Source organism: Pseudonocardia hierapolitana (assembly GCF_007994075.1).
Lineage (GTDB): Bacteria > Actinomycetota > Actinomycetes > Mycobacteriales > Pseudonocardiaceae > Pseudonocardia > Pseudonocardia hierapolitana.
The window spans coordinates 1,377,179-1,396,645 of the sequence record NZ_VIWU01000001.1; the positions used below are offsets into that span (position 1 = coordinate 1,377,179).

At 71.0% G+C, this 19,467-nt stretch carries 24 protein-coding genes; 17 read left to right on the forward strand and 7 right to left on the reverse strand.

Going from position 1 to position 19,467, the window contains the following annotated elements:
* The first annotated feature begins 4 nt into the window (after positions 1 to 4).
* Both FHX44_RS06655 and FHX44_RS06660 read left to right on the forward strand, forming a co-directional pair.
* Positions 5 to 1,360 carry a dipeptidase gene (locus FHX44_RS06655; protein WP_147254661.1) on the forward strand — a complete coding sequence of 452 codons (1,356 nt, stop codon included), beginning with the start codon at positions 5 to 7 and terminating at the stop codon, positions 1,358 to 1,360.
* A 59-nt stretch (positions 1,361 to 1,419) separates the two neighbouring features.
* On the forward strand, positions 1,420 to 1,626 hold the full coding sequence (locus tag FHX44_RS06660) for a DUF4177 domain-containing protein (RefSeq protein ID WP_147254662.1): 207 nt from the start codon (positions 1,420 to 1,422) through the stop codon (positions 1,624 to 1,626).
* A gap of 13 nt (positions 1,627 to 1,639) precedes the next feature.
* Here FHX44_RS06660 and FHX44_RS06665 read toward each other — a convergent pair whose 3' ends face one another.
* Together FHX44_RS06665 and FHX44_RS06670 are read right to left on the reverse strand one after the other, a co-directional pair.
* Entirely contained in the window at positions 1,640 to 2,047 is a 408-nt protein-coding gene (locus tag FHX44_RS06665; RefSeq protein WP_147254663.1) for a DUF7144 family membrane protein, read from the reverse strand.
* A 252-nt stretch (positions 2,048 to 2,299) separates the two neighbouring features.
* Positions 2,300 to 2,719: a DUF7144 family membrane protein gene (locus tag FHX44_RS06670; protein ID WP_147254664.1), complete on the reverse strand. Its 420-nt coding sequence runs from the start codon at positions 2,717 to 2,719 to the stop codon at positions 2,300 to 2,302.
* Between the two features lie 393 nt (positions 2,720 to 3,112).
* Between FHX44_RS06670 and FHX44_RS06675 the strand changes: the two genes are divergently transcribed.
* From FHX44_RS06675 to FHX44_RS06690, 4 genes are all read left to right on the forward strand, one after another.
* Positions 3,113 to 3,367 (forward strand): hypothetical protein, encoded by a 255-nt coding sequence (locus tag FHX44_RS06675; RefSeq protein ID WP_147254665.1) that lies wholly within the window; start codon positions 3,113 to 3,115, stop codon positions 3,365 to 3,367.
* Positions 3,368 to 3,415: 48 nt separating this feature from the next.
* Complete coding sequence (locus tag FHX44_RS06680) at positions 3,416 to 3,754, forward strand: amphi-Trp domain-containing protein (protein ID WP_147254666.1); 339 nt, start codon at positions 3,416 to 3,418, stop codon at positions 3,752 to 3,754.
* Entirely contained in the window at positions 3,751 to 5,208 is a 1,458-nt protein-coding gene (locus tag FHX44_RS06685) for a DUF2252 domain-containing protein (protein ID WP_147254667.1), read from the forward strand. Before FHX44_RS06680 ends, FHX44_RS06685 begins: the two co-directional genes overlap by 4 nt.
* Before the next feature lie 106 nt (positions 5,209 to 5,314).
* Complete coding sequence (locus tag FHX44_RS06690; protein ID WP_147254668.1) at positions 5,315 to 5,842, forward strand: hypothetical protein; 528 nt, start codon at positions 5,315 to 5,317, stop codon at positions 5,840 to 5,842.
* Between the two features lie 273 nt (positions 5,843 to 6,115).
* Here the strand turns inward: FHX44_RS06690 and FHX44_RS06695 are convergent, their stop codons facing one another.
* Positions 6,116 to 7,714, reverse strand: coding sequence for an MFS transporter (locus FHX44_RS06695; protein WP_147254669.1), 1,599 nt, complete (start codon positions 7,712 to 7,714; stop codon positions 6,116 to 6,118).
* 321 nt (positions 7,715 to 8,035) lie between these two features.
* Here FHX44_RS06695 and FHX44_RS06700 point away from each other — a divergent pair, with 321 nt between their 5' ends.
* The gene (locus FHX44_RS06700) at positions 8,036 to 8,452 is read left to right on the forward strand and encodes a SpoIIAA family protein (protein WP_147254670.1); all 417 of its coding nucleotides are present in this window, start codon (positions 8,036 to 8,038) and stop codon (positions 8,450 to 8,452) included.
* Here the strand turns inward: FHX44_RS06700 and FHX44_RS06705 are convergent.
* The 4 genes from FHX44_RS06705 to FHX44_RS06720 all read right to left on the reverse strand — a co-directional run bounded on the left by FHX44_RS06705 (position 8,421) and on the right by FHX44_RS06720 (position 10,212).
* Positions 8,421 to 8,789: a DUF1622 domain-containing protein gene (locus FHX44_RS06705; RefSeq protein ID WP_147254671.1), complete on the reverse strand. Its 369-nt coding sequence runs from the start codon at positions 8,787 to 8,789 to the stop codon at positions 8,421 to 8,423. The two genes, FHX44_RS06700 and FHX44_RS06705, sit on opposite strands and share 32 nt — an antisense overlap.
* Positions 8,790 to 8,929: 140 nt before the next feature.
* Positions 8,930 to 9,364 carry a DUF7144 family membrane protein gene (locus FHX44_RS06710; protein WP_147254672.1) on the reverse strand — a complete coding sequence of 145 codons (435 nt, stop codon included), beginning with the start codon at positions 9,362 to 9,364 and terminating at the stop codon, positions 8,930 to 8,932.
* Between the two features lie 160 nt (positions 9,365 to 9,524).
* Positions 9,525 to 9,836 carry a hypothetical protein gene (locus tag FHX44_RS06715; protein ID WP_147254673.1) on the reverse strand — a complete coding sequence of 104 codons (312 nt, stop codon included), beginning with the start codon at positions 9,834 to 9,836 and terminating at the stop codon, positions 9,525 to 9,527.
* Positions 9,837 to 9,861: 25 nt separating this feature from the next.
* Positions 9,862 to 10,212: a hypothetical protein gene (locus FHX44_RS06720; RefSeq protein ID WP_147254674.1), complete on the reverse strand. Its 351-nt coding sequence runs from the start codon at positions 10,210 to 10,212 to the stop codon at positions 9,862 to 9,864.
* A 122-nt stretch (positions 10,213 to 10,334) separates the two neighbouring features.
* On the opposite strand from FHX44_RS06720, the gene FHX44_RS44155 reads away from it, so the two are divergent.
* From FHX44_RS44155 to FHX44_RS06760, 10 genes are all read left to right on the forward strand, one after another.
* Complete coding sequence (locus FHX44_RS44155) at positions 10,335 to 10,418, forward strand: putative leader peptide (protein WP_425468552.1); 84 nt, start codon at positions 10,335 to 10,337, stop codon at positions 10,416 to 10,418.
* A 63-nt stretch (positions 10,419 to 10,481) separates the two neighbouring features.
* Positions 10,482 to 12,170, forward strand: a complete 1,689-nt coding sequence (locus FHX44_RS06725; RefSeq protein WP_246170251.1) for a nitrite/sulfite reductase — start codon at positions 10,482 to 10,484, stop codon at positions 12,168 to 12,170.
* On the forward strand, positions 12,167 to 12,322 hold the full coding sequence (locus tag FHX44_RS41985) for a PDDEXK family nuclease (RefSeq protein WP_170308799.1): 156 nt from the start codon (positions 12,167 to 12,169) through the stop codon (positions 12,320 to 12,322). The genes FHX44_RS06725 and FHX44_RS41985 overlap by 4 nt, the downstream gene beginning before the upstream one ends.
* A 73-nt stretch (positions 12,323 to 12,395) precedes the next feature.
* A complete protein-coding gene (locus FHX44_RS06730; protein WP_147254675.1) occupies positions 12,396 to 13,100 on the forward strand; it encodes a phosphoadenylyl-sulfate reductase in 705 nt (234 codons plus the stop codon).
* A complete protein-coding gene (cysD, locus tag FHX44_RS06735) occupies positions 13,097 to 14,020 on the forward strand; it encodes a sulfate adenylyltransferase subunit CysD (RefSeq protein WP_147254676.1) in 924 nt (307 codons plus the stop codon). Before FHX44_RS06730 ends, cysD begins: the two co-directional genes overlap by 4 nt.
* 1 nt (position 14,021) lies before the next feature.
* Positions 14,022 to 15,332 (forward strand): sulfate adenylyltransferase subunit 1, encoded by a 1,311-nt coding sequence (locus FHX44_RS06740; RefSeq protein ID WP_147254677.1) that lies wholly within the window; start codon positions 14,022 to 14,024, stop codon positions 15,330 to 15,332.
* 4 nt (positions 15,333 to 15,336) lie between these two features.
* Positions 15,337 to 16,149, forward strand: a complete 813-nt coding sequence (locus tag FHX44_RS06745; protein WP_147254678.1) for a sirohydrochlorin chelatase — start codon at positions 15,337 to 15,339, stop codon at positions 16,147 to 16,149.
* 477 nt (positions 16,150 to 16,626) lie between these two features.
* Positions 16,627 to 17,712 (forward strand): ABC transporter substrate-binding protein, encoded by a 1,086-nt coding sequence (locus tag FHX44_RS06750; RefSeq protein WP_147254679.1) that lies wholly within the window; start codon positions 16,627 to 16,629, stop codon positions 17,710 to 17,712.
* Positions 17,709 to 18,488, forward strand: coding sequence for an ABC transporter ATP-binding protein (locus FHX44_RS06755; protein ID WP_147254680.1), 780 nt, complete (start codon positions 17,709 to 17,711; stop codon positions 18,486 to 18,488). Before FHX44_RS06750 ends, FHX44_RS06755 begins: the two co-directional genes overlap by 4 nt.
* Complete coding sequence (locus FHX44_RS06760; RefSeq protein ID WP_147254681.1) at positions 18,475 to 19,362, forward strand: ABC transporter permease; 888 nt, start codon at positions 18,475 to 18,477, stop codon at positions 19,360 to 19,362. The genes FHX44_RS06755 and FHX44_RS06760 overlap by 14 nt, the downstream gene beginning before the upstream one ends.
* Positions 19,363 to 19,467: the final 105 nt, after the last annotated feature.

Below are 19,467 nucleotides of genomic sequence, written 5' to 3' on the forward strand. Positions count from 1 at the left end.
ACCGGTGAGCGACGTCGACCTGCGCGAACGCATCGCCGCCCTGATGCCGCAGGCCCGTGAGGAGCTGTCCGAGCTCGTCACCATCCGGTCGGTCGCCGACCCGCGCCAGTTCCCACCGGAGGAGTGCCTCCGTGCCGCGAAGTGGGTGGCCGACCGGTTTGCCGGCCTCGGCTTCGGCGACGTACGACTCGCCGAGACAGCGGACGGGAGCAACGCGGTCATCGGGTCGCGAGCATGTGCGAACGCGGACGCCCCGACCGTGCTGCTGTACGCGCACTACGACGTGCAGCCCCCGCTGGACGAACAGGCCTGGCACACGCCGCCGTTCCGACTGACCGAGGTGAACGACCGCTGGTATGGACGCGGGGCGGCCGACTGCAAGGGCAACATCCTGGTGCACCTGACGGCGCTGCGGGCCCTCGGGGACGGCGTTCCTGTCAACCTGAAGGTGGTCGTCGAAGGATCCGAGGAGCAGGGCACCGGCGGGCTCGAGTCGTTCGTCCCCGCGCACCCCGACCTCCTCCGCGCCGACACGATCCTCATCTGCGACACCGGCAACGCGGCGGTTGGCCGGCCCGCGGTCACGGTGAGCCTGCGCGGCACGGTCAACGTCGTCGTGGCAGTGGCGGCGCTCACCTCGGAACTGCACTCGGGCGTCTTCGGTGGCGCCGCACCCGACGCCCTTGCCGCGCTCGTCGCGATGCTGGCGACGCTGCGCGACGAACAGGGCAACACGACCGTGCAGGGCCTGCCGAACACCCAGGTCTGGCCGGGCGCTGCCTACCCCCCGGAGCAGTTCAGGCACGATGCCGGCCTGCCGAACGAAGCGGCGCTGCTGGGCGACGGCACCGTCGCCGACATGCTCTGGGCGCGTACGGCACTCACCATCCTCGGGATCGACTGTCCACGCGTCGTCGGGTCCGCTGCCGCCATCGCGCCGCGGGCCCGGGCACGCCTGAACCTGCGCATCCCGCCGGGCGTCACACCCGAGCAGGCAACTGCGGCGCTCGTCCGCCACCTGAAGGAGGTGGCGCCATGGCAGGTCCGGGTGACGGTGGACGTCGAGACGGCCGGACATCCCTTCCGTGCGGCCACGACCGGGCCCGCCTACCGGGCGATGAGCGACGCGATGGAGGCCGCGTACGGCACACCGATGACCGAGCTCGGACAGGGAGGGTCCATCCCGCTCTGCACCGTGTTCGCGAACACCTACCCCGAAGCGGAGATCATCCTGATCGGGGTGGAGGAGCCGTTGACGCTGATCCACGCGCCCAACGAGAGCGTCGACCCCGAGGAGATCGCGGATATGGCTCTCACAGAGGCACTGTTCCTACAGATCTACTCGGCGGCCCGCGGCTGAGCCTTCGACCACCTGATCGAGGCGAGGCGAGAGCCTGGAGGACGTGCCACATTCGGCGCATGCAACGTTTCGAGTACCAGGTCCTGCAGATGCGCGAGAGCATGATCGGCGGCAAGTTCTCGCCGGACAAGCTGGAGGACGTCCTCAACGACGAAGCCCGTAAGGGTTGGCAGCTCAAGGCGATCACGAGCACCGAGGTCAAGGGCCGGGTCGGTCCGGGCGGCGTCGAGGGCCTGCTCATCACCTTCGAACGCCTGGTCGCCTGAACGATCGAATCGATCAAGCCTGCTCAGGTCGGTACGCCGCGAGCGCCCAGATGATCACTACGTCGAAGGCGATGATCAGCGCCGCCCAGAGCGGGTAGTAGAGCAGGAACAGGAAGTTGGCGAACAGGCTGAGCCCTGCCAGCAGTATGCCCACGAGCCGGCCCCACAACCGGTCCCGTAGCACCGCGGCCCCCGCGAGCGCGACGAGGACGCCGAGCCCGATGTGCACCCACCCCCACGTCGTCACGTCCAGGGCGTAGGTGTAGCTCGGGGTCTCGATGAAGATCTCATCCTCCATCAGAGCGGCGATACCGGCCATCGCGTGGTATCCGCCGATGAGGAGCATCAGCACGCCGGCGAACGTCCTGATGCCTGCGACCTGCCTCGTGCGCGCCGACTCGGTTTCCTCTCCTGCGGTCATCCTTCGGGCTCCGTCGCCGTGTCCCACGGGTCAGCGTGCCTGCTCGGCCGCCGGCAGCCCGAGCGCCTTTCGCCGAGGGTCTCCGGGTAGCCGCTGGTAGTCGCCGCCAGCACCATTTCGATCTCTCCTTCGGGTGAGCCGCCTCAGGCGACCCTTCAGCCGCCCGCTCCCATCCCGGTGCCCGGCCTCCTCCATCCGCGTCGGACGAACGAGGGGACAACCAGGGGGACCGAAGGCGCGTCGCGCGTGCGGTCACGCCTCGCGTCGGTAGGTGACGAGCGCCCAGATGATGACGACGTCCAGGGCGATGATCAGAATCGACCAGACCGGGTAGTAAGGGATGAACGCGAAGTTCGCGAGGGCGCTGAGCGAGGCCAACGCGATGCCGAACACGACTCCCCACGTCGCGCCCTGGACGACGCCGACGCCAGCGACCGCCACGAGCACACCGAGGATCAGGTGGATCCAACCCCAGCCGGTGATGTCGAAGGCGTACACGTACTCCGGCGTTGTGACGTACACCTGGTCGCCCAGGATCGCCGCGATTCCGGTGAGGACGCTCCACAGACCTGCGATGATCATCAGGACGCCGGCGAACATGGCGAAGCCGGTCGCAAACGTTGCGGACGGACCTCCCGGCACGCTCGGGCGGGAAGCGGCGGGTGTGCTCATCGCGGATTCCTTCCGTTGTCTGCCACTTGTCGGCTACACGCGAACGCTGGCCCCTCGCGAGCTCGCGTCCCCCATCCGTGACGGGTGATTCCGCGGGTCCCGGCACCTCCTGCGAGCCGGCGTCATCGCGCAGTCGTAGACGGCGACCGACACGAGCATCGCGTCCTGCACCGACGGCGGTTGCGGGCTGGCGACCACCCGCAGCAGGCCCGCCGGTGGAACGACACCGGCGACAGGAAAGAGCGCACGTCGGCGACGGTCAGGAGCACGCCGCCGCGCCGGGAGGGACGCTCACCCCGCGCGGATGAGGTGTCCCGCCGGCTGACGGTCGAGACTGCACCCACCTGCGATGGCAGCGCAGGAGCACATGTGCGGACCGCGAAAGGAACGATCATGGCGGACGATCTGGCCGACGGATTCCGTCACCTGCGAGTGGTCCCGCCGAGGCCGACCGCCGGGATTCCCGGCGGCCGCGTCGCGTTCGCACCGGTCCCATCCGAGCAGGCCCTGTGGGTGGAGGAGCTGATGGCTTTCCTCCGGGCGGAGGTCCGCGCCGCCGCTCGAGGTGGTGTGATCAGCGCCGCGGACTCCGAACAGCTGCTGGCGCGGTTGGGTCTGGTCATCGACCAGGCCCTCACACCCCGCTGAGACCCGACGCCGATCCCGGCGCCCGGACGAACCCATCGGAGCCACGCTATGTCGGACGTCGAAGTCACCTACAAGGAGCCGTTGACCAGGGACGAGACCGCCCGGTACCTGTCCGCGCTCGCCGCGGCGCTCGCCGACGAGGGCGAGGTCGAGCTCGAACTCGGTGCCACGAAGATGAAGGTGCGCGTCCCGGGGAAGGTGCGCTGCAAGGTCGAAGTGGAGATCGACCGGGACGAGGTCGAGTTCGAGGTGGAGCTGACGTGGAAGACGGCGACGCGCGACCAGTCGGCGCCGCCTGTGGAGCAGACCGAGCCCGACACCGCGGACGAGCAGGCCAAGGATGCTCACGCTCATCACTCCGCTCGACGCAAGGCGAGTGCGCGATGACACGGACCACTGCACGGACGAGGGCGGCCGCAGGAACCCCGGGCGCCGCCGAGGTGCGGCACCCGACGCGCGCGGAGCGGGTGGCAACGGGACGAGCATTGCGGAGCGAGGTTCCCCGTTCCAGTCACGCCGAGCTGCCTCCCGCGCGCCGCGATCGGGATCCACTGGAGCTGCTGAGCTCGCAGGACGCGACCCGGGTACAGGAGCTGCTGCCCATCCGGTACGCCCGGATGGCGGTCTCGCCGTTCACGTTCTACCGGGGCGCGGCGCAGGTCATGGCCGACGACCTCGCCTCCACCCCCCGCACCGGGCTCACCGTCCAGGCGTGCGGTGACGCGCACCTGTCCAACTTCGGGCTCTTCGCCTCCCCGGAGCGTCGCCTGGTCTTCGACATCAACGACTTCGACGAGACGCTGCCCGGGCCGTGGGAGTGGGACGTCAAGCGTCTCGCGACCAGCGTCGAGGTCGCCGGCCGGGAGAACGGCTACCCGGCCAAGGAGCGGCGCGCGATCGTCGAGGCGTCGGTCGCCGCCTACCGGAACTGCATGCGTGATCTCGCCGGGAAGACCTCGCTCGAGGTCTGGTACACCCACATCACCTCCGACGAGCTGGCCGAGCGGTTCGGCTCGCAGGTGTCCCGGTCCGGGCGGAAGCTGCTCTCCAAGACCTTCGCGAAGGCACGCACTCGCGGCAACCTCGGGGCGCTGCGGCGCTTCGTCGGGGAGCAGGACGGGCAGCAGCGCCTGCTGGCCGACGCCCCGCTCGTCGTCCCGGTCCGGGACCTCGTGGAGCCCGGAACCGACCCGGACGAGCTGGCTGCCCAGTTGCGGGACATGCTCGCCCGGTACCGCGAGACGCTCGAGCCGGAACGGCGGGCCCTCTTCGACCGGTTCCAGCTGGTCGACATGGCGCGCAAGGTCGTCGGGGTCGGCAGTGTAGGCACTCGGTGCTGGATGCTCCTGCTGCTCGGCACCGACGAGCGGGACCCGTTGTTCCTGCAGGCCAAGGAGGCTGAGCCGTCGGCGCTGGAGGCCTACGTCGGGCGCAGCGAGTACGACAACGCCGGCCAACGGGTGGTGGTCGGGCAGCGGCTCATGCAGACGGTCAGCGACATCTTCCTCGGCTGGATCCGGGTCTCCGGCTTCGACGGCCGTCGCCGCGACTTCTACCTCCGTCAGCTGCGGGACTGGAAGGGCTCGGCCGAGGTGGAGACGATGCTCCCTGCGGGGATGAAGGCGTACGGGGAGCTGTGCGGGTGGACGCTCGCCCGCGCTCACGCCCGATCCGGGGACCGGATCGCGATCGCCGCCTACCTCGGCTCCGGGGCCTCCTTCGACGTCGCTGTCGCCGAGTTCGCCCGCCGGTACGCCGACCGCAACACCGACGACCACGGCGCGCTCGTCTCGGCAATCGGCTCGGGGCAGGTCGTGGCCGCGGAGCCGTTGATCGACTGAGGCAGAAGACGCGTCCGGTCGCCCAGACTCATCCGCCTCGGGCGGTGCTGACGTCGTGCGCGGAGTAGAGCCTTCGGTGGTCGGCGAAGACGAAGGAGGAGCTGCGATGACGATCGGTCCGGTGCAGTTGTTGGTGCTCGGGTTCGACCGTCCGGAATTCCACGGGGAGATCCGGGCGGAGCTGGAGCGCCTGCGCGACAACGACACGGTTCGGGTGATCGACTTCCTCGGCGTGCACAAGACGGCGGGAGGCGAGGTGACGGCGCTGAAGGAGAGCCAGCTCGCCGCCGAGGAGATGGTGGAGTTCGGGGCGCTGGTCGGCGCGCTGGTGGGGCTGGGCGAAGGCGTGGGAGTCGAGGCGGGCGCAGCCGCCGGGGCCGAGCGGGTCGCCGACCAGGGCGGTGTGTTCGGAGAGGAAGCGTGGGATGCGCTCGCCGAGATCCCGGAGGACTCCGCGGCCGCGCTCATCCTGCTCGAACACCGCTGGGCGATCCCGCTGCGGGACGCGATCATGCGGGCTCGCGGGGTGCGGTTGGCATCGGAGTTCATCAGCCCGCTGGACCTGGTCGCGGTGGGGCTCGTCGAGGCGGAAGAAGCCGAAGCGCTCGCTGCGATGTCGGCGGACACGGTCTGAACAGGGGTGGTGTAGCGATGTTGGGACCTCACCGGCGGATCGCGCGCCGAACTGGTCGCCGCACGGGGCGGCGCGTCGCCCGGCGGCTGGTGCGGCGCCGATGAGCTAGGGCACTCGGGCCGGCCGGGGTCTCCCCCGGCCGGCCCGACCTCGATCAACCACCGCTGGAAGGCCATCCGGCCGCAGCACCGGACGCGGGAAGTACGAGGCGGAGGCGGTGTTGGATCGCAGGCGTGCTCGACGAACGGGGCTCCGGCAATGGGCCGCGCTTCGTCAGCCGAGGACCAGGTCGCCCGAACCGGAGGGTTTGGGATCCGGGAGCCGCCCCATGCGGAACGAGTTGATCAATCCGGCGAGGGCGGCGACGAGCGGCACCAGCAGCGCGATCTGGAGGGCGAGCGGCCGGGCTTCGGTGTTGATGCGCATGATCTCGTCACGGATCTCCGCCGGCTCCTCGGCCAGCAGGCGGGAGAGCTCGGTGTTGCTCATGACCTGGGCGTCGCGCTCGAGCGCGGTCGCGACCCGCTGTTGATCGGCGGGCGGGAGCACCGTGCTCTCCTCCGTCCGGCTGGTGAAGGTGGCCGAGAGTGCGGCGAGCATGACGGCGCCTGCGAGGGCCAGGCCGAGCGACAGTCCGAACGATCCCGCCGCCGAGTTCACGCTGGCCGCCTCGCTGGCCCGCGCCTCCGGGATCGGGGAGAGCGTGTAGTTGTTCAGCTGCGAGACCAGCAGCCCCAGCCCTGTCCCCGCGACCGCCAGCGGGACGAGGAGGGCCCAGCCGAACTCCGCCCGCGGCACGATCGGGATCAGCAGGGAAGTCCCGATCGCGAAGAGCAGGAACCCCCATCGGACGACGGTGCTCGGGCGCCGTCGGCCTGCCCGCTTCCCCGCGATCAACGCCACCGCGAACATGCTGAGCGACAGCGGGGCGAGCGACAGCCCCGCCTGCAACGCGTTGTACTCGAGCACCATCTGCAGGTAGATCGGGAGCGCGATCATCATTCCGCCGAGCGCGATCTGCTGAAGACACTGCTGCGAGACGCCGACCTGGAACAGCGCCGACCGGAACAGGTCCGGATCGAGCAGGGCGGGCCGCTCGCGGCGCTTGCGCCGCACCAGCCAGAAGCCGAGCCCGACGATCGCGGCCACGCCCATGACCATGAGCGCCCCGACGAACTCGCCGCCCTCCTGCCAGACCAGGACGCCGAGCACGACGCCGCCCATGCCCAGCACCGAGAGCATCGCACCCACCAGGTCCACACCCCGTGCCCCTGTGTAGGGCACGTCGCGCACGAGCCGGATCCCGGAGAGGACGACGGCGATGACGACGACCTCGAGCGCGAAGCCCAGCCGCCAGGTCACGAAGGTGGTGATGAATCCGCCGAGCAGCGGCCCGACCGCCGCGGCGATCGCGGCCGCCGCCCCGACCAGGGCATACACCTTCTTCCGTGCCCCGCCCTCGAAATTTCCGTGAATGAGCGACTGCATTGCCGGCAGCAACAGCGAGGCGCCGATACCACCCACGATGGCCCAGAAGACGATGATGGCGGTCAGGCCTTGCGCGACGGTCATCGCCGTGGCGCCGACGGCGTAGCCCAGCAGTCCTGTCACGTAAGCGGCCTTGCGCCCGACGAGATCGCCGACCTTGCCGCCGATCAGGATGAACGCGGCGGACACCAGCGCCTCCAGCGCGATCGCCGATTGCACGCCGCTGACGGTCGTATCCAGGTCGCGCACCACCGCCGAGATCGAGACGTTCATCAGCGACGTGTCGACGACGAGAACGAACATCGCCATCGCCAGCAGGACGGCGAGCAGCTTCTGCCGGCCCGCCACGCGCTCGGGACCGGCGATTCCAGACCGATCGGCCATGGGAACCTCGCATCCGGTCTCCGCGCACGAGCGCGCTCCCAGTCGATGCAGGTCACCGTGACAGCCGCCGGGAAGAGCGGCATCACCCCCAGCGGGTGACGCGCGAGAGGCCGATGCCCGCGACGGTGTAACACCGGACACGGCCGGGACTGCCGCGGTCGCCCCCGGCGGCTCCACCGAGCATGGACCGTTCCGCCGAGGAGGCCATCGTGAAGATCGCGCTCATCATCGCAGCGGTACTCGTACTCGTGCTCGGAGCGGTTGTCGTCGCCCGCCGGTCCGCGTGCTGACACCATCGTCCGGGTCCCTGGGAGGGTGGACATGTTCGAGCGGATCAGCGGAATGCCGACAGGGACCTTCGGGTTCGAAGCCGTCGGAAAGGTCGACGACGACGACGTCGAGGACACGGTCGGCCCCGTCCTGCGCAACCACATAGCGCAGGGCGGGAAGGTGCGTGTCCTGTACCTGCTCGGTCCCCGGATGCGGAAGTACGAGGCGGACGCATTCGGCGAGGAGGTCCGCTCCGTGGCGCGTCATCCCTCGGCGTACGAGAAGGTGGCGGTCGTGACCGACGAGGAGTGGCTACGGCCGGCGCTGCGGCTTCTTTCGGTGCTTGCACCCGGGCAGATCCGCGGCTTCCCCGTGAGCGCGCTGGAAGCGGCGAAGTCCTGGCTCGCCGAAGGGTTCGAGGAACGGGGAAGGCCGCTCACGACCCCCTCGGGCTCGCCCCACGGATAGAGCCGGCTTCACGACGGCCGCGCCTCCACGGCAATGCCCCGTCGATCTCGATCTGCAGCGAGAAGCTGAGGAAAGTCCGGATCAGGACGATCAGACCGAGCACGAGCACGTTGTCCACGGTGGGCGCAACGGCGACGGTCTTGATGAGATCCGCTGCGACCAGGATCTCCAAGCCGAGCAGCAGACTCCCGCCGATGCTCTCACGCAGCTCGGCGTAGGTGCGACGACCATCCGACGTGTGGACCCACCCGATCGCAGCGCGCACGCCCGACCACGCGATTCCCACGACGAGCACCCCGACACCCAGTAACTCCACGCCGGTCGCGACGTGCTCCATCGTCTCAGTGAAGGTCACGGAATCCGCCCAAAGCTCTAGTGCAGTGTCCCCGCACGGTGCCGACGCCGGAACGGGCACGCATCGTCCGGGGCGGGTGGGTGGGGCGGGCAGCCGATGTCATTCGCATCGGCCAGGGTGGATCACGACGTGTCGTCACGAGCGTCGCGGTAGGTGGCGAGTGCCCAGATGATGGCGACTTCGAGGGCGATGATCAGTACGGACCACAGCGGGTGGTAGGGGATGAAGAGGAAGTTGGCGACGAGGCCGAGCGCACCGAGCCCGATCCCGACGACCCGGCCCCAGGCCCGTCCCCGGAGAACCGCGATTCCAACGACCGCGACGAGGATTCCCAGTAGCAGGTGCAGCCAGCCCCACATCGCGATGTCAGCCGAGTAGATGTAGTTCGGCGTCGTCACATAGATTTTGTCGTCCACGAGCGCGGCGATCCCGACGAGCGCGTGGAACACCCCGACGACGACCATCAACGTCCCGGCGAACACGACGAGGCCGGTGACCAGACCGGGCTCTGTCTGCGTCGGGGGCGTCACCGGCGCGGGCGTGGACTCGGCACACATCTGCGGCTCCTCATCCGGCATTCGGCCCGCTGACCGTTGCCGAAACGGTGGGCACCCGGCCACGCCCGGCACGGGTGAAAGCCCACCGCGATCTGCGCCCACGTCAGCCGCCGGAGCGCGGCGGAGGCAGATCAAGCACAGATCAAGCACAGCACAGCGCTCACCGCAGGCGAACACTGCGAGCCCGGGGCGCTCCCCGAGGAACGCGCGAGGCCCCCTCCCCACCCAGCAGGAACGAGCCGGACCGGTGACCCCGCCACAGCCGCGGCCGCCGGCGCTGCACGGCCTCGCCGACCGGGAACTCCTGCCCCTGCCCGTCGCCGAGGCTCACCAGCCACCTGCGCTCCTCGCCGGGAGCCGTGACCCCGCCGAGCGTCCAGGCCCGCTCCAACTCCGGATGCCGCGCGACGGCCTGGGCGTCCGCCGGGTACAGCTCCAGCCAGATCGGGACCCGGACCATGCGGCGGCTCACCCAGGGCACCAGGTCGCCGGCCGCGTCACGCTGCTGCCGGCAGCGACCCACCGTTCGTCATGACACCCACCCCGGACAGCTCGGTCCAGGCCAGGCGCACGACGACCTTCCCGCGCCCGTCCCGCACCCGGATCCCCTCGTGGTCCACCACGAGCCGGGTGGGTAGCCGACGGCGCGTGACCAGCACCCAGGCGTAGAGGAGAACGGTCAGCAGACCGGCGCCGCCGGCGATCAGCCGCACGGCCGTCTCCTCCGGCCCTGCGACGAAGGAGGCCAGGCAGCCCGCGGCGACCAGCAGGACGAGCACGTGGCCGATCCACCGCACGACACGGGCGGATCGGTCGCGAGCTGTGAGGTCGATCTCGTCCGCCGCCACGACGGATGAGCGTAGGACGAGCGGTCCTCGTCGCGGGCCGGTTCGGCGAACACCGTGTGAGCCCGCTCCCAGCATGCGGACGCCGATGGATCGTGGACCGGACAAGTGGCACCCTTGCAGGTATGCATGCGCTGACCCTGCGACTCGTGGCCCGCCGCCACGTGGATCTGCGCCGGGTGAGCAGCGCGCTCTGTCGGTCCCGCTGATCTCGCGCCCCGACCCCACCACCTCAGCTCCGAGCCCCGCCGCCAGTCCCGCGCGGTGCGGCCGTGCTGCGATCCGGAGGCACCGCCTTGCCCCCCACCACGCCCGTGAAACGCAAGCGCGGCGAAGGCCAGTGGAAGCTGGGCCACCGCGAGCCGCTCAACCCCAACGAGCGCACCAAGAAGGACGACGACGGGCTCAACGTCAGGTCCCGCATCGAGAACATCTACTCCAAGCGCGGCTTCGACTCGATCGACCCCGCCGACCTGCGCGGCCGGTTCCGCTGGTGGGGCCTCTACACCCAGCGCAAGCCCGGAATCGACGGCGGCCGCACCGCGGCGCTCGAGCCGGAGGAGCTCGACGACCGCTACTTCATGCTCCGCGTCCGCATCGACGGCGGGGCGCTCACCACCGACCAGCTGCGAGTGGTCGGCGAGATCAGCCAGGACCACGCCCGCGACACCGCCGACGTCACCGACCGGCAGAACATCCAGTACCACTGGATCGAGATCGAGGACGTGCCGGCGATCTGGCAGAAGCTCGAGGCGGTCGGGCTGCAGACCACCGAGGCGTGCGGTGACACCCCCCGCGTGATCCTCGGCTCGCCGGTGGCGGGGATCTCGGTCGACGAGACGATCGACGGCACGCCTGCCGTCCGCACGATCCTCGATCGCTACATCGGCAGCCCGGAGTTCTCCAACCTGCCGCGCAAGTTCAAGACCGCGATCTCGGGGCTGCAGGACATCGCCCACGAGGTCAACGACGTCTCGTTCGTCGGCGTCGAGCACCCCGATCACGGGCCCGGCTTCGACGTGTGGGTGGGCGGCGGCCTGTCGACCAACCCGAAGATCGCGCAGCGGCTGGGCGCCTGGGTGCCGCTCGAGGACGTCCCGGAGGTGTGGGCGGGCATCGTCTCGATCTTCCGCGACTACGGCTACCGCCGGCTGCGCCACCGCGCCCGCATCAAGTTCCTGATCGCGGACTGGGGCGCCCAGGAGTTCCGCCGGGTGCTGGAGGAGGAGTACCTCGGCCGGAAGCTGGCCGACGGGCCCGCGCCCGTGATCCCCGAGCGGCCGATCGACCACGTCGGCGTGCACAAGCAGAAGGACGGCCTGAACTACGTCGGCGCGGCCCCCGCGTCCGGCCGCGTCTCGGGATCCACCCTGGTGGCGCTCGCGAAGGCCGCCGAAACGGCGGGCTCGCGGCGGGTGCGGCTCACGCCGTACCAGAAGGTCGTCGTGCTCGACGTGCCCGACGAGAACGTCGCGTCGCTGTCCGCCGAGCTCGCCGCCCTCGGCCTGCAGGTCACCCCGTCGCCGTGGCGGCGCTCGACGATGGCCTGCACGGGGATCGAGTTCTGCAAGCTCGCGATCGTCGAGACCAAGGAGCGGGCGATCCGGCTGGTGGAGGACCTGGAGCAGCGGCTCGCCGGTGTCTCCCCCGACGTGCCGATCTCGATCCACCTCAACGGCTGCCCCAACGCCTGCGCCCGCACGCAGGTGGCCGACATCGGGCTCAAGGGCCAGATCGTCACCGACGCCGACGGCAACCAGGTCGAGGGCTTCCAGGTGCACCTGGGCGGCGGCCTCGGGCTCGACGCCGGGTTCGGCCGCAAGCTGCGCGGCCTGAAGGTCACCAGCGCCGAGCTGGGCGACTACGTCGAGCGTCTCGTGCGCCGCTTCCTGGCCCAGCGCACCGAGGGCGAGCGGTTCGCCCAGTGGGTGCTGCGGGCCGAGGAGGCCGACCTGAAATGAGCGAGAGAGCCGTTCCGTTCTACTGCCCGTACTGCGGCGACGAGGACCTGCGCCCGTCGGAGGCGTCGCACGGCGCCTGGTACTGCGCGGCCTGCTTGCGCACCTTCTCGCTGAAGATGATCGGTATCGGAGTCCCGGAGGTTACCCGGTGAGCGGAGCTTGCGGAGCGAACAGTCGACACAGCGTCCCCGCGAAGCGGACGACCGAGCGCAGCGAGGGAGAACGATGAGTGTTGCCACCGAAGTCGATCTACGTGCGCTGGCCGAGCGCGGCGCGACCGAGCTCGGCCCGGACGCGACGGCGCAGCAGGTGCTCGCCTGGGCCGCCGAGACGTTCGACAAGCGCATGATCGTGGCGTCGAACATGCAGGACGCGGTGCTCGTCGAGCTGGCCGCGAAGGCCCGCCCGGGTGTCGACGTGCTGTTCCTCGACACCGGCTACCACTTCGCCGAGACGATCGGCACCCGCGACGCCGTCGAGACCGTCTACGACGTGCGGATCGTCAACGCGCGGCCGGAGCACACGGTCGCCGAGCAGGACTCGCTGCTCGGCAAGGACCTGTTCGCCCGTGATCCCAACCAGTGCTGCGCGCTGCGCAAGGTCGCGCCGCTGCAGAACACCCTCGCCGGGTACGACGCGTGGGTCACCGGCGTGCGCCGGGTGGAGGCGCCGACCAGGGCGAACACCCCGCTCGTCACGTACGACGAGAAGTTCGGGCTCGTGAAGATCAACCCGATCGCCGCGTGGACCGACGAGGAGATGGATGCCTACATCGCCGAGCACAACGTGCTGGTGAACCCGCTGGTCGCCGAGGGCTACCCGTCGATCGGCTGCGCGCCGTGCACGGCGAAGCCGGCCCCTGGCGCCGACAAGCGCTCCGGGCGCTGGGCGGGCACCGGCAAGATCGAGTGCGGGCTGCACGTCTCATGACCGCGACGCTGCCCATCGCCCCGGCGTCGGCGCTCGATGCGCTCGACGCCCTCGAGTCCGAGGCCATCCACATCTTCCGCGAGGTCGCGGGCGAGTTCGACCGCCCGGTGATCCTGTTCTCCGGCGGCAAGGACTCCACGCTGCTGGTGCACCTGGCCGTCAAGGCGTTCGCGCCTGCACCGGTGCCGTTCCCGCTGCTGCACGTCGACACCGGCCACAACTACCCGGAGGTCATCGACTTCCGGGACCGGCTCGTCGAGCGGCTGGGGCTCCGCCTCGAGGTCGCGCACGTCCAGGACTGGATCGACGACGGCCGGCTCGTCGAGCGCCCGGACGGCACCCGCAACCCGCTGCAGACCGTGCCGCTGCTCGACACGATCAACGAGCACCGCTTCGACGCCGTCTTCGGCGGTGGGCGCCGCGACGAGGAGCGCGCCCGCGCCAAGGAACGGATCATCAGCCTGCGCGACGCGTTCGGCCGCTGGGACCCCCGCAAGCAGCGGCCCGAGCTGTGGAACCTCTACAACGGCCGGCACGCCCCCGGCGAGCACGTCCGCGTGTTCCCGATCTCCAACTGGACCGAGCTGGACGTCTGGCGCTACATCCAGCGCGAGGGCATCGAGCTGCCGCCGATCTACTTCGCGCACGAGCGCGAGGTGTTCCGCCGCGACGGGATGTGGCTCGCCGAAGGCCCGTGGGGTGGGCCGCGCGGCAACGAGACACTCAAGAAGAGGTCGGTGCGCTACCGCACCGTCGGCGACGGCTCGTGCACCGGCGCCGTCGAGTCCACCGCGACCACGCTCGACGAGGTGATCGCCGAGGTCACGGCGTCGCGGCTCACCGAGCGCGGGGCCACGCGAGCCGACGACCGACTGTCCGAGGCCGCCATGGAGGACCGGAAGCGCGAGGGCTACTTCTGACATGACCGAGCATTCGAGGGCCTCGAACGGCACGGCGCGAGATCTCCTGCGCTTCGCCACCGCCGGCAGCGTGGACGACGGCAAGTCCACGCTCGTCGGGCGGCTGCTGTACGACACCAAGTCGGTGCTCGCCGACCAGATCGAGGCGGTGCAGCGCGCGTCGGTCGACAAGGGACTGTCCACACCGGACCTGTCGCTGCTGGTCGACGGTCTGCGCGCCGAGCGCGAGCAGGGCATCACGATCGACGTCGCGTACCGCTACTTCGGCACCCCGAAGCGCGAGTTCGTGCTCGCCGACACCCCGGGCCACGTGCAGTACACGCGCAACACGGTCACGGGTGCGTCCACCGCCGAACTGGCCGTTCTGCTCGTCGACGCCCGCAACGGCGTGGTGGAGCAGACCCGCCGGCACGCCGCGGTGCTCGCGCTGCTGCGCGTCCCACGGCTCGTGCTGGCCATCAACAAGATCGACCTCGTCGACTACGACGAGGCGGTGCTCGCCGCGATCGCGAAGGACTTCGCCGGGCTCGCGCGCTCGCTCGGGTTCGCCGACGACGCCGTCGTCACGATCCCGGTCTCGGCACTCGTCGGGGACAACGTCGTGGAGCGCTCCGAGCGCACCCCCTGGTACGAGGGCCCGACGCTGCTGGGGCACCTGGAGTCGGTGCCGGTCACCGGCCCCGAGGTGGCCGCGCCGTTCCGCATGCCGGTGCAGTACGTGATCCGTCCCCGGACAGATGAGCTCCACGACTACCGCGGCTACGCAGGCCAGATCGCGGCCGGCACCGTCGCTCCCGGCGACGAGGTCGTAGTGCTCCCCGGCGGCGCGCGCACCACGGTCGCCGCTGTCGAGACCGCCGACGGGCCCCTGGCCGCCGCCGCCGCAGGCCGCAGCGTCACCGTGCTGCTCGACGACGACATCGACATCTCCCGCGGCGACGTGCTCGCCTCGGCCGCCGAGCCCCCACGCGTCACCGACGAGCTGGACGCCACGCTGTGCTGGCTCGCCGAGAAGCCACTGCGGCCCGGTGCCCGGCTGCTGCTCAAGCACGGCACCCGCGTCACCCCGGTGGTCGTGGGCGCTGTGGGCGAGCGGCTGTCGCTCGACTCCGAGGTCCCGACCTGGGAGCCCGCGCCCGAGCAGCTGGGGATCAACGACATCGCGCACGCGGCGCTGCGCACAGCCGACCCGCTGCCCGTCGACGAGTACGCCGACATCCGCGCCACCGGCAGCTTCCTGCTCATCGACCCGCCCACCGGCAACACCCTCGCCGCCGGGCTGGTGGGCACGCCGCTCGCGGTGGCCCCGTAAGCGCATGTCTGCGGCACTCGTCGCCGTCGCGCACGGCAGTCGCGACCCACGCTCGGCCGCCACGGTGGCCGAGCTGGTCGAGGAGGTGCGCCGGCAGCGCCCCGGGCTGGACGTGCGCCTGTCCTTCCTCGACCTGTCCGCGCCGCGGCTGCCGGACGTCCTCGACGCGGTGGCCGCCGACGGGCACCGGCGGGCCGTCGTCGTACCGCTGCTGCTCGGGCACGCCTTCCACGCGAGCGTCGACGTACCCGGCGCGGTCACCCAGGCCGCGGCCCGCCTGCCCGGCCTGGACATCACGACCAGTGAGGTGCTGGGCGGGCACCGGGGCCTCTCGACGGCCGCGCTGCGCCGCCTCTCCACGGCGCTCGTGGCCGACCCCGCAAGCAGGTCTGCGGTGCTGATGGCCGACCCTGCAAGCAGGTCCGCGGTCGCCGGCCTGCACGACCCCGGCCTCGGGGTCGTGCTCGCCGCGATCGGCTCGTCGCACGCCCCCGCAAACGCCGCCGTGGCGGAGCTCGTGGCGAGCTGGACCCGCCGGTTCGGCTGGCACGGCGGCAGCGCGGCCTTCGCGACGACGACCACCCCCACCGTGTCCCAGGCGGTCGCTGATCTCCGCGCCCGTGGGGCGCGCAGGGTCGCCGTCGCCCAATGGATCCTCGCACCAGGGCTGCTGCCCGATCGGATCGTCCGGGACGGCACCGCAGTCGGCGCGCTCGTCGCCGACGCGCTCGCGGCCGATCCGGGCGTGGTCCTCGCGGTTCTCGACCGCTACGACGATACCGTCGCCGGTTCCGCACATCGGCGTGCGGCCAGCTGAGCAGCACGCAGCTGCGTCCAGTCTGTGGCCCACCCGTGGTCCTGCTCACGCCGGCAACCCGTTTCGTCCCGCGAGGCGGGCCCGCACCCGCTGACCACCGTGCGCCGATCCGGTTCGCGCCGACAAAACCGCTGGTCAGAGTTCCATCCAGAAGGTACGGACAAAGATCGGCCGGCGCCCCGGGCGCCCACCGGCAGAAGTCCGGACATTTCAGCGCCATCCCGCAGCGCGGACACCCGGTTGTCGTGGCAATTTCGGGGACGCACGATGGTGTGGTGTCCCCGTCCGCGCTGCTGCCCGCCGGTTCTCGGCGGCCTGAGTCGTCGATGAGGGCGTTCCTGCACTCGGATCTCGAGCGGTTCTGGCCGTCGCGCCGGTGCCACGCGTTCGACGAGTTCTGTCGCTGAGTCTCCGCACCGCCCGCTGACGCCACCGCGCGCCCGCGCCGCCTGCCCCCGGACTCCAGACAGGACACCCATGCCCCGGCTCCGCCCCCTAGCCGTGATCGCCGCTGTCGTCGCGCTGCTCGCCGCAGCGGCGTGTTCGCGCGCCGAACCCGACCGTTCCGAGCCTGCCGCCCCCGTCGACGGAGGCGTCGCCCAGGAGGTGCGTCTCGGCTACTTCCCGAACGTCACGCACGCCCCGGCGATCATCGCGGTCGAACAGGGACTCTTCACCGCCGAGCTCGGCAGCACGACACTGACCCCGCAGACCTTCAACGCCGGTGGCGACGCGGTCAACGCGCTGCTCGGCGGCTCGCTGGACATCACCTACATCGGGTCCGGCCCAGCGATCAATGCCTTCGCGAAGTCGGAGGGGGCCGTCCGACTCGTCGCCGGCGCCACCGAGGGCGGCGCGCAGCTCGTGGTGAAGCCCGAGATCACCAGCCCGGATCAGCTCCGCGGCCGGACGATCGCCACCCCGCAGCTGGGCAATACCCAGGACATCGCGCTCAAGAAGTGGCTGCAGGCCAACGGGCTCACCGCAGGCGACGGACCGCAGGACGTCAAGATCGCCAACCTCGACAACCCGCGCACCCTCGACGCGTTCCGCGAGGGCAGCGTCGACGGTGGCTGGCTCCCCGAGCCGTGGAGCTCGCGGCTGGTGCTCGACGCCGGCGCCAGCGTGCTGCTGGACGAGCGCACCCTCTGGCCGAACGGGCAGTTCCCGACCACCGTGGTCCTGGTCCGTGCCGAGTTCCTGCAGCAGTACCCCGAGACCGTCCGCGCGGTGCTGCGGGCGCACCTGAAGGCGATCGACCTGGCCGGGCGCGACCCCGCCCAGGCGCAGACGATCGTCAACCAGGGTCTGGAGAAGCTCACCGGGAACACGCTCGCCGCCCCGGTGATCGAGCGTGCCTTCCGGAACATCACCCTCGCCCCTGACCCCCTCGCGTCGACGTTCCCGCAGCTCGCCCAGGACAGCGTCACGGCGGGCATCACCGAGTCGCCCACCGACCTCGCCGGCTTCGTCGACGTCGGCCCGCTCAACACCGAACTGCAGGCGACCGGTGCCCCCGCCGTGGACGCCGCCGGACTCGACAAGCCTGGAGGCAACTCATGACCGCCATCCTCGACCGGCCCGTCGCCACCGACCAGCGCGTCGCGGTCGACCTGCAGGGCGTCGGCAAGGTCTTCGGCCGCGGCAACGACACCGTGACGGCCCTGGAGGGGGTCGACCTGCGCGTGCAGCCCGGCGAGTTCGTCGTGCTGCTCGGCGCGTCCGGCTGCGGCAAGACCACGCTGCTCAACCTCGTCGCAGGGCTGGACAAGGCAAGTAGAGGCACTGTCGCGGTGGCAAGCAAGCGCCCCGCCGTCATGTTCCAGGAGCCCGCCCTGCTCCCCTGGCTCGACGCCGGGCGCAACGTGGAGCTCCCTCTACGACTCGCGGGCGCAGGCCGCAAGGCGCGCCGGGCGCGCGCCGACGAGCTGCTCGATCTCGTGCGGCTGGACGGGCTGGCCCGCAAGCGCCCGCACGAGCTCTCCGGTGGGATGCGCCAGCGCGTCGCGCTCGCCAGGGCCCTCGCCGCCACGGAGGACGGCGACGGCGGGCTCCTGCTGATGGACGAGCCGTTCGCCGCGCTCGACGCGATCACGCGCGACTTCCTGCAGGGCGAGCTCCAGCGGATCTGGCGCGCCACCCGGACCGCGGTGCTGTTCGTCACCCATGACGTCCGTGAGGCCGTGCGCCTCGGCCAGCGGGTGGTGCTGCTCTCGTCGCGGCCCGGCACGGTGGTGCGGGAGTGGAACGTCGCGGAGGCGGGCCCCGACCGCGAGCAGCTCACCGAGGAGATCACGGCGCGGCTGCGGGAGGTGATCTCGACCCATGGCCGGACCTGAGGTTCTCCCCGAGGCGCGCACCGTCGACACGGCGGCCGTCGGCGCCGGTCTCGACGCGCTCGACACCCCCGCGACCGCTCGGGAGCCGGTGCTGCGCCGGCTGCTGGGCACCGTGCTGCCGCCCCTGATCGCGCTGGCGCTCTTCTTCGGCGTGTGGCAGGCGGTCTGGGCGTCGGCGATCTACCCGGAGTACCAGCTGCCCGCGCCCCTCGCGGTCTGGCAGGAATTTGTCGGCACCGTCGTCGACGGCCGGATATGGGAGATCGTCTGGACCTCGGTGCACCGCGCCGTCCTCGGGTTCCTGGCCTCGGTGGTGATCGCCACGCCGCTCGGACTCCTCGTCGCGAAGGTCCCGGTCGTGCGGGCCGCGATCGGCCCGCTGCTCGCCGGGATGCAGAGCCTCCCGTCCGTCGCGTGGGTGCCGGCCGCCGTCCTGTGGTTCGGGCTCACCGACGCCACGATCTACTTCGTGGTGCTGCTCGGCGCGATCCCGTCGATCGCGAACGGGCTCGTGGCCGGCATCGACCAGGTCCCGCCGATCCTCCCGCGCGTCGGGAAGGTCATGGGCGCCGGTCGGCTCGACTCCGCGCGCCTGATCCTGCTGCCCGCCGCGCTGCCCGGCTACCTCTCCGGATGCAAGCAGGGCTGGGCGTTCTCCTGGCGCTCGCTGATGGCGGCCGAGATCATCGCTACCTCCCCGCAACTCGGCATCGGCCTGGGCGCCTACCTCAAGGAGGGCAGCGACTTCAACAGCATGCCCGGCGTCATCGCGGCGATCTTCCTGATCCTGCTCGTCGGGGTCGGCATCGAACTGCTGGCGTTCCGACCGATCGAGCGGCGGGTCCTGCGGGCTCGCGGGCTGGCCCTCGGATGATCACCGCGGTCCGGCGCAGGCACGTCGACCACGGTCACGTGCACAGCTCCACCTGTCGTCCCTGACGGACCGTCCTCCGGTGCCGCGTGGCGAGCCGGACCCTCC

Bases quoted from the DNA above. Each gene is read 5' to 3' on its own strand.
- FHX44_RS06680 (WP_147254666.1), top strand. From the start codon at position 3,416: ATGTCGGACGTCGAAGTCACCTACAAGGAGCCGTTGACCAGGGACGAG.
- FHX44_RS06755 (WP_147254680.1), top strand. From the start codon at position 17,709: ATGACCGCCATCCTCGACCGGCCCGTCGCCACCGACCAGCGCGTCGCG.
- FHX44_RS06660 (WP_147254662.1), top strand. From the start codon at position 1,420: ATGCAACGTTTCGAGTACCAGGTCCTGCAGATGCGCGAGAGCATGATC.
- FHX44_RS06685 (WP_147254667.1), top strand. From the start codon at position 3,751: ATGACACGGACCACTGCACGGACGAGGGCGGCCGCAGGAACCCCGGGC.
- FHX44_RS06760 (WP_147254681.1), top strand. From the start codon at position 18,475: ATGGCCGGACCTGAGGTTCTCCCCGAGGCGCGCACCGTCGACACGGCG.
- cysD (WP_147254676.1), top strand. From the start codon at position 13,097: ATGACCGCGACGCTGCCCATCGCCCCGGCGTCGGCGCTCGATGCGCTC.
- FHX44_RS06665 (WP_147254663.1), bottom strand. From the start codon at position 2,047: ATGACCGCAGGAGAGGAAACCGAGTCGGCGCGCACGAGGCAGGTCGCA.
- FHX44_RS06670 (WP_147254664.1), bottom strand. From the start codon at position 2,719: ATGAGCACACCCGCCGCTTCCCGCCCGAGCGTGCCGGGAGGTCCGTCC.
- FHX44_RS06710 (WP_147254672.1), bottom strand. From the start codon at position 9,364: ATGTGTGCCGAGTCCACGCCCGCGCCGGTGACGCCCCCGACGCAGACA.
- FHX44_RS06750 (WP_147254679.1), top strand. From the start codon at position 16,627: ATGCCCCGGCTCCGCCCCCTAGCCGTGATCGCCGCTGTCGTCGCGCTG.
- FHX44_RS44155 (WP_425468552.1), top strand. From the start codon at position 10,335: ATGCATGCGCTGACCCTGCGACTCGTGGCCCGCCGCCACGTGGATCTG.
- FHX44_RS06745 (WP_147254678.1), top strand. From the start codon at position 15,337: ATGTCTGCGGCACTCGTCGCCGTCGCGCACGGCAGTCGCGACCCACGC.
- FHX44_RS06730 (WP_147254675.1), top strand. From the start codon at position 12,396: ATGAGTGTTGCCACCGAAGTCGATCTACGTGCGCTGGCCGAGCGCGGC.
- FHX44_RS41985 (WP_170308799.1), top strand. From the start codon at position 12,167: ATGAGCGAGAGAGCCGTTCCGTTCTACTGCCCGTACTGCGGCGACGAG.
- FHX44_RS06695 (WP_147254669.1), bottom strand. From the start codon at position 7,714: ATGGCCGATCGGTCTGGAATCGCCGGTCCCGAGCGCGTGGCGGGCCGG.
- FHX44_RS06740 (WP_147254677.1), top strand. From the start codon at position 14,022: ATGACCGAGCATTCGAGGGCCTCGAACGGCACGGCGCGAGATCTCCTG.
- FHX44_RS06705 (WP_147254671.1), bottom strand. From the start codon at position 8,789: ATGGAGCACGTCGCGACCGGCGTGGAGTTACTGGGTGTCGGGGTGCTC.
- FHX44_RS06700 (WP_147254670.1), top strand. From the start codon at position 8,036: ATGTTCGAGCGGATCAGCGGAATGCCGACAGGGACCTTCGGGTTCGAA.
- FHX44_RS06690 (WP_147254668.1), top strand. From the start codon at position 5,315: ATGACGATCGGTCCGGTGCAGTTGTTGGTGCTCGGGTTCGACCGTCCG.
- FHX44_RS06675 (WP_147254665.1), top strand. From the start codon at position 3,113: ATGGCGGACGATCTGGCCGACGGATTCCGTCACCTGCGAGTGGTCCCG.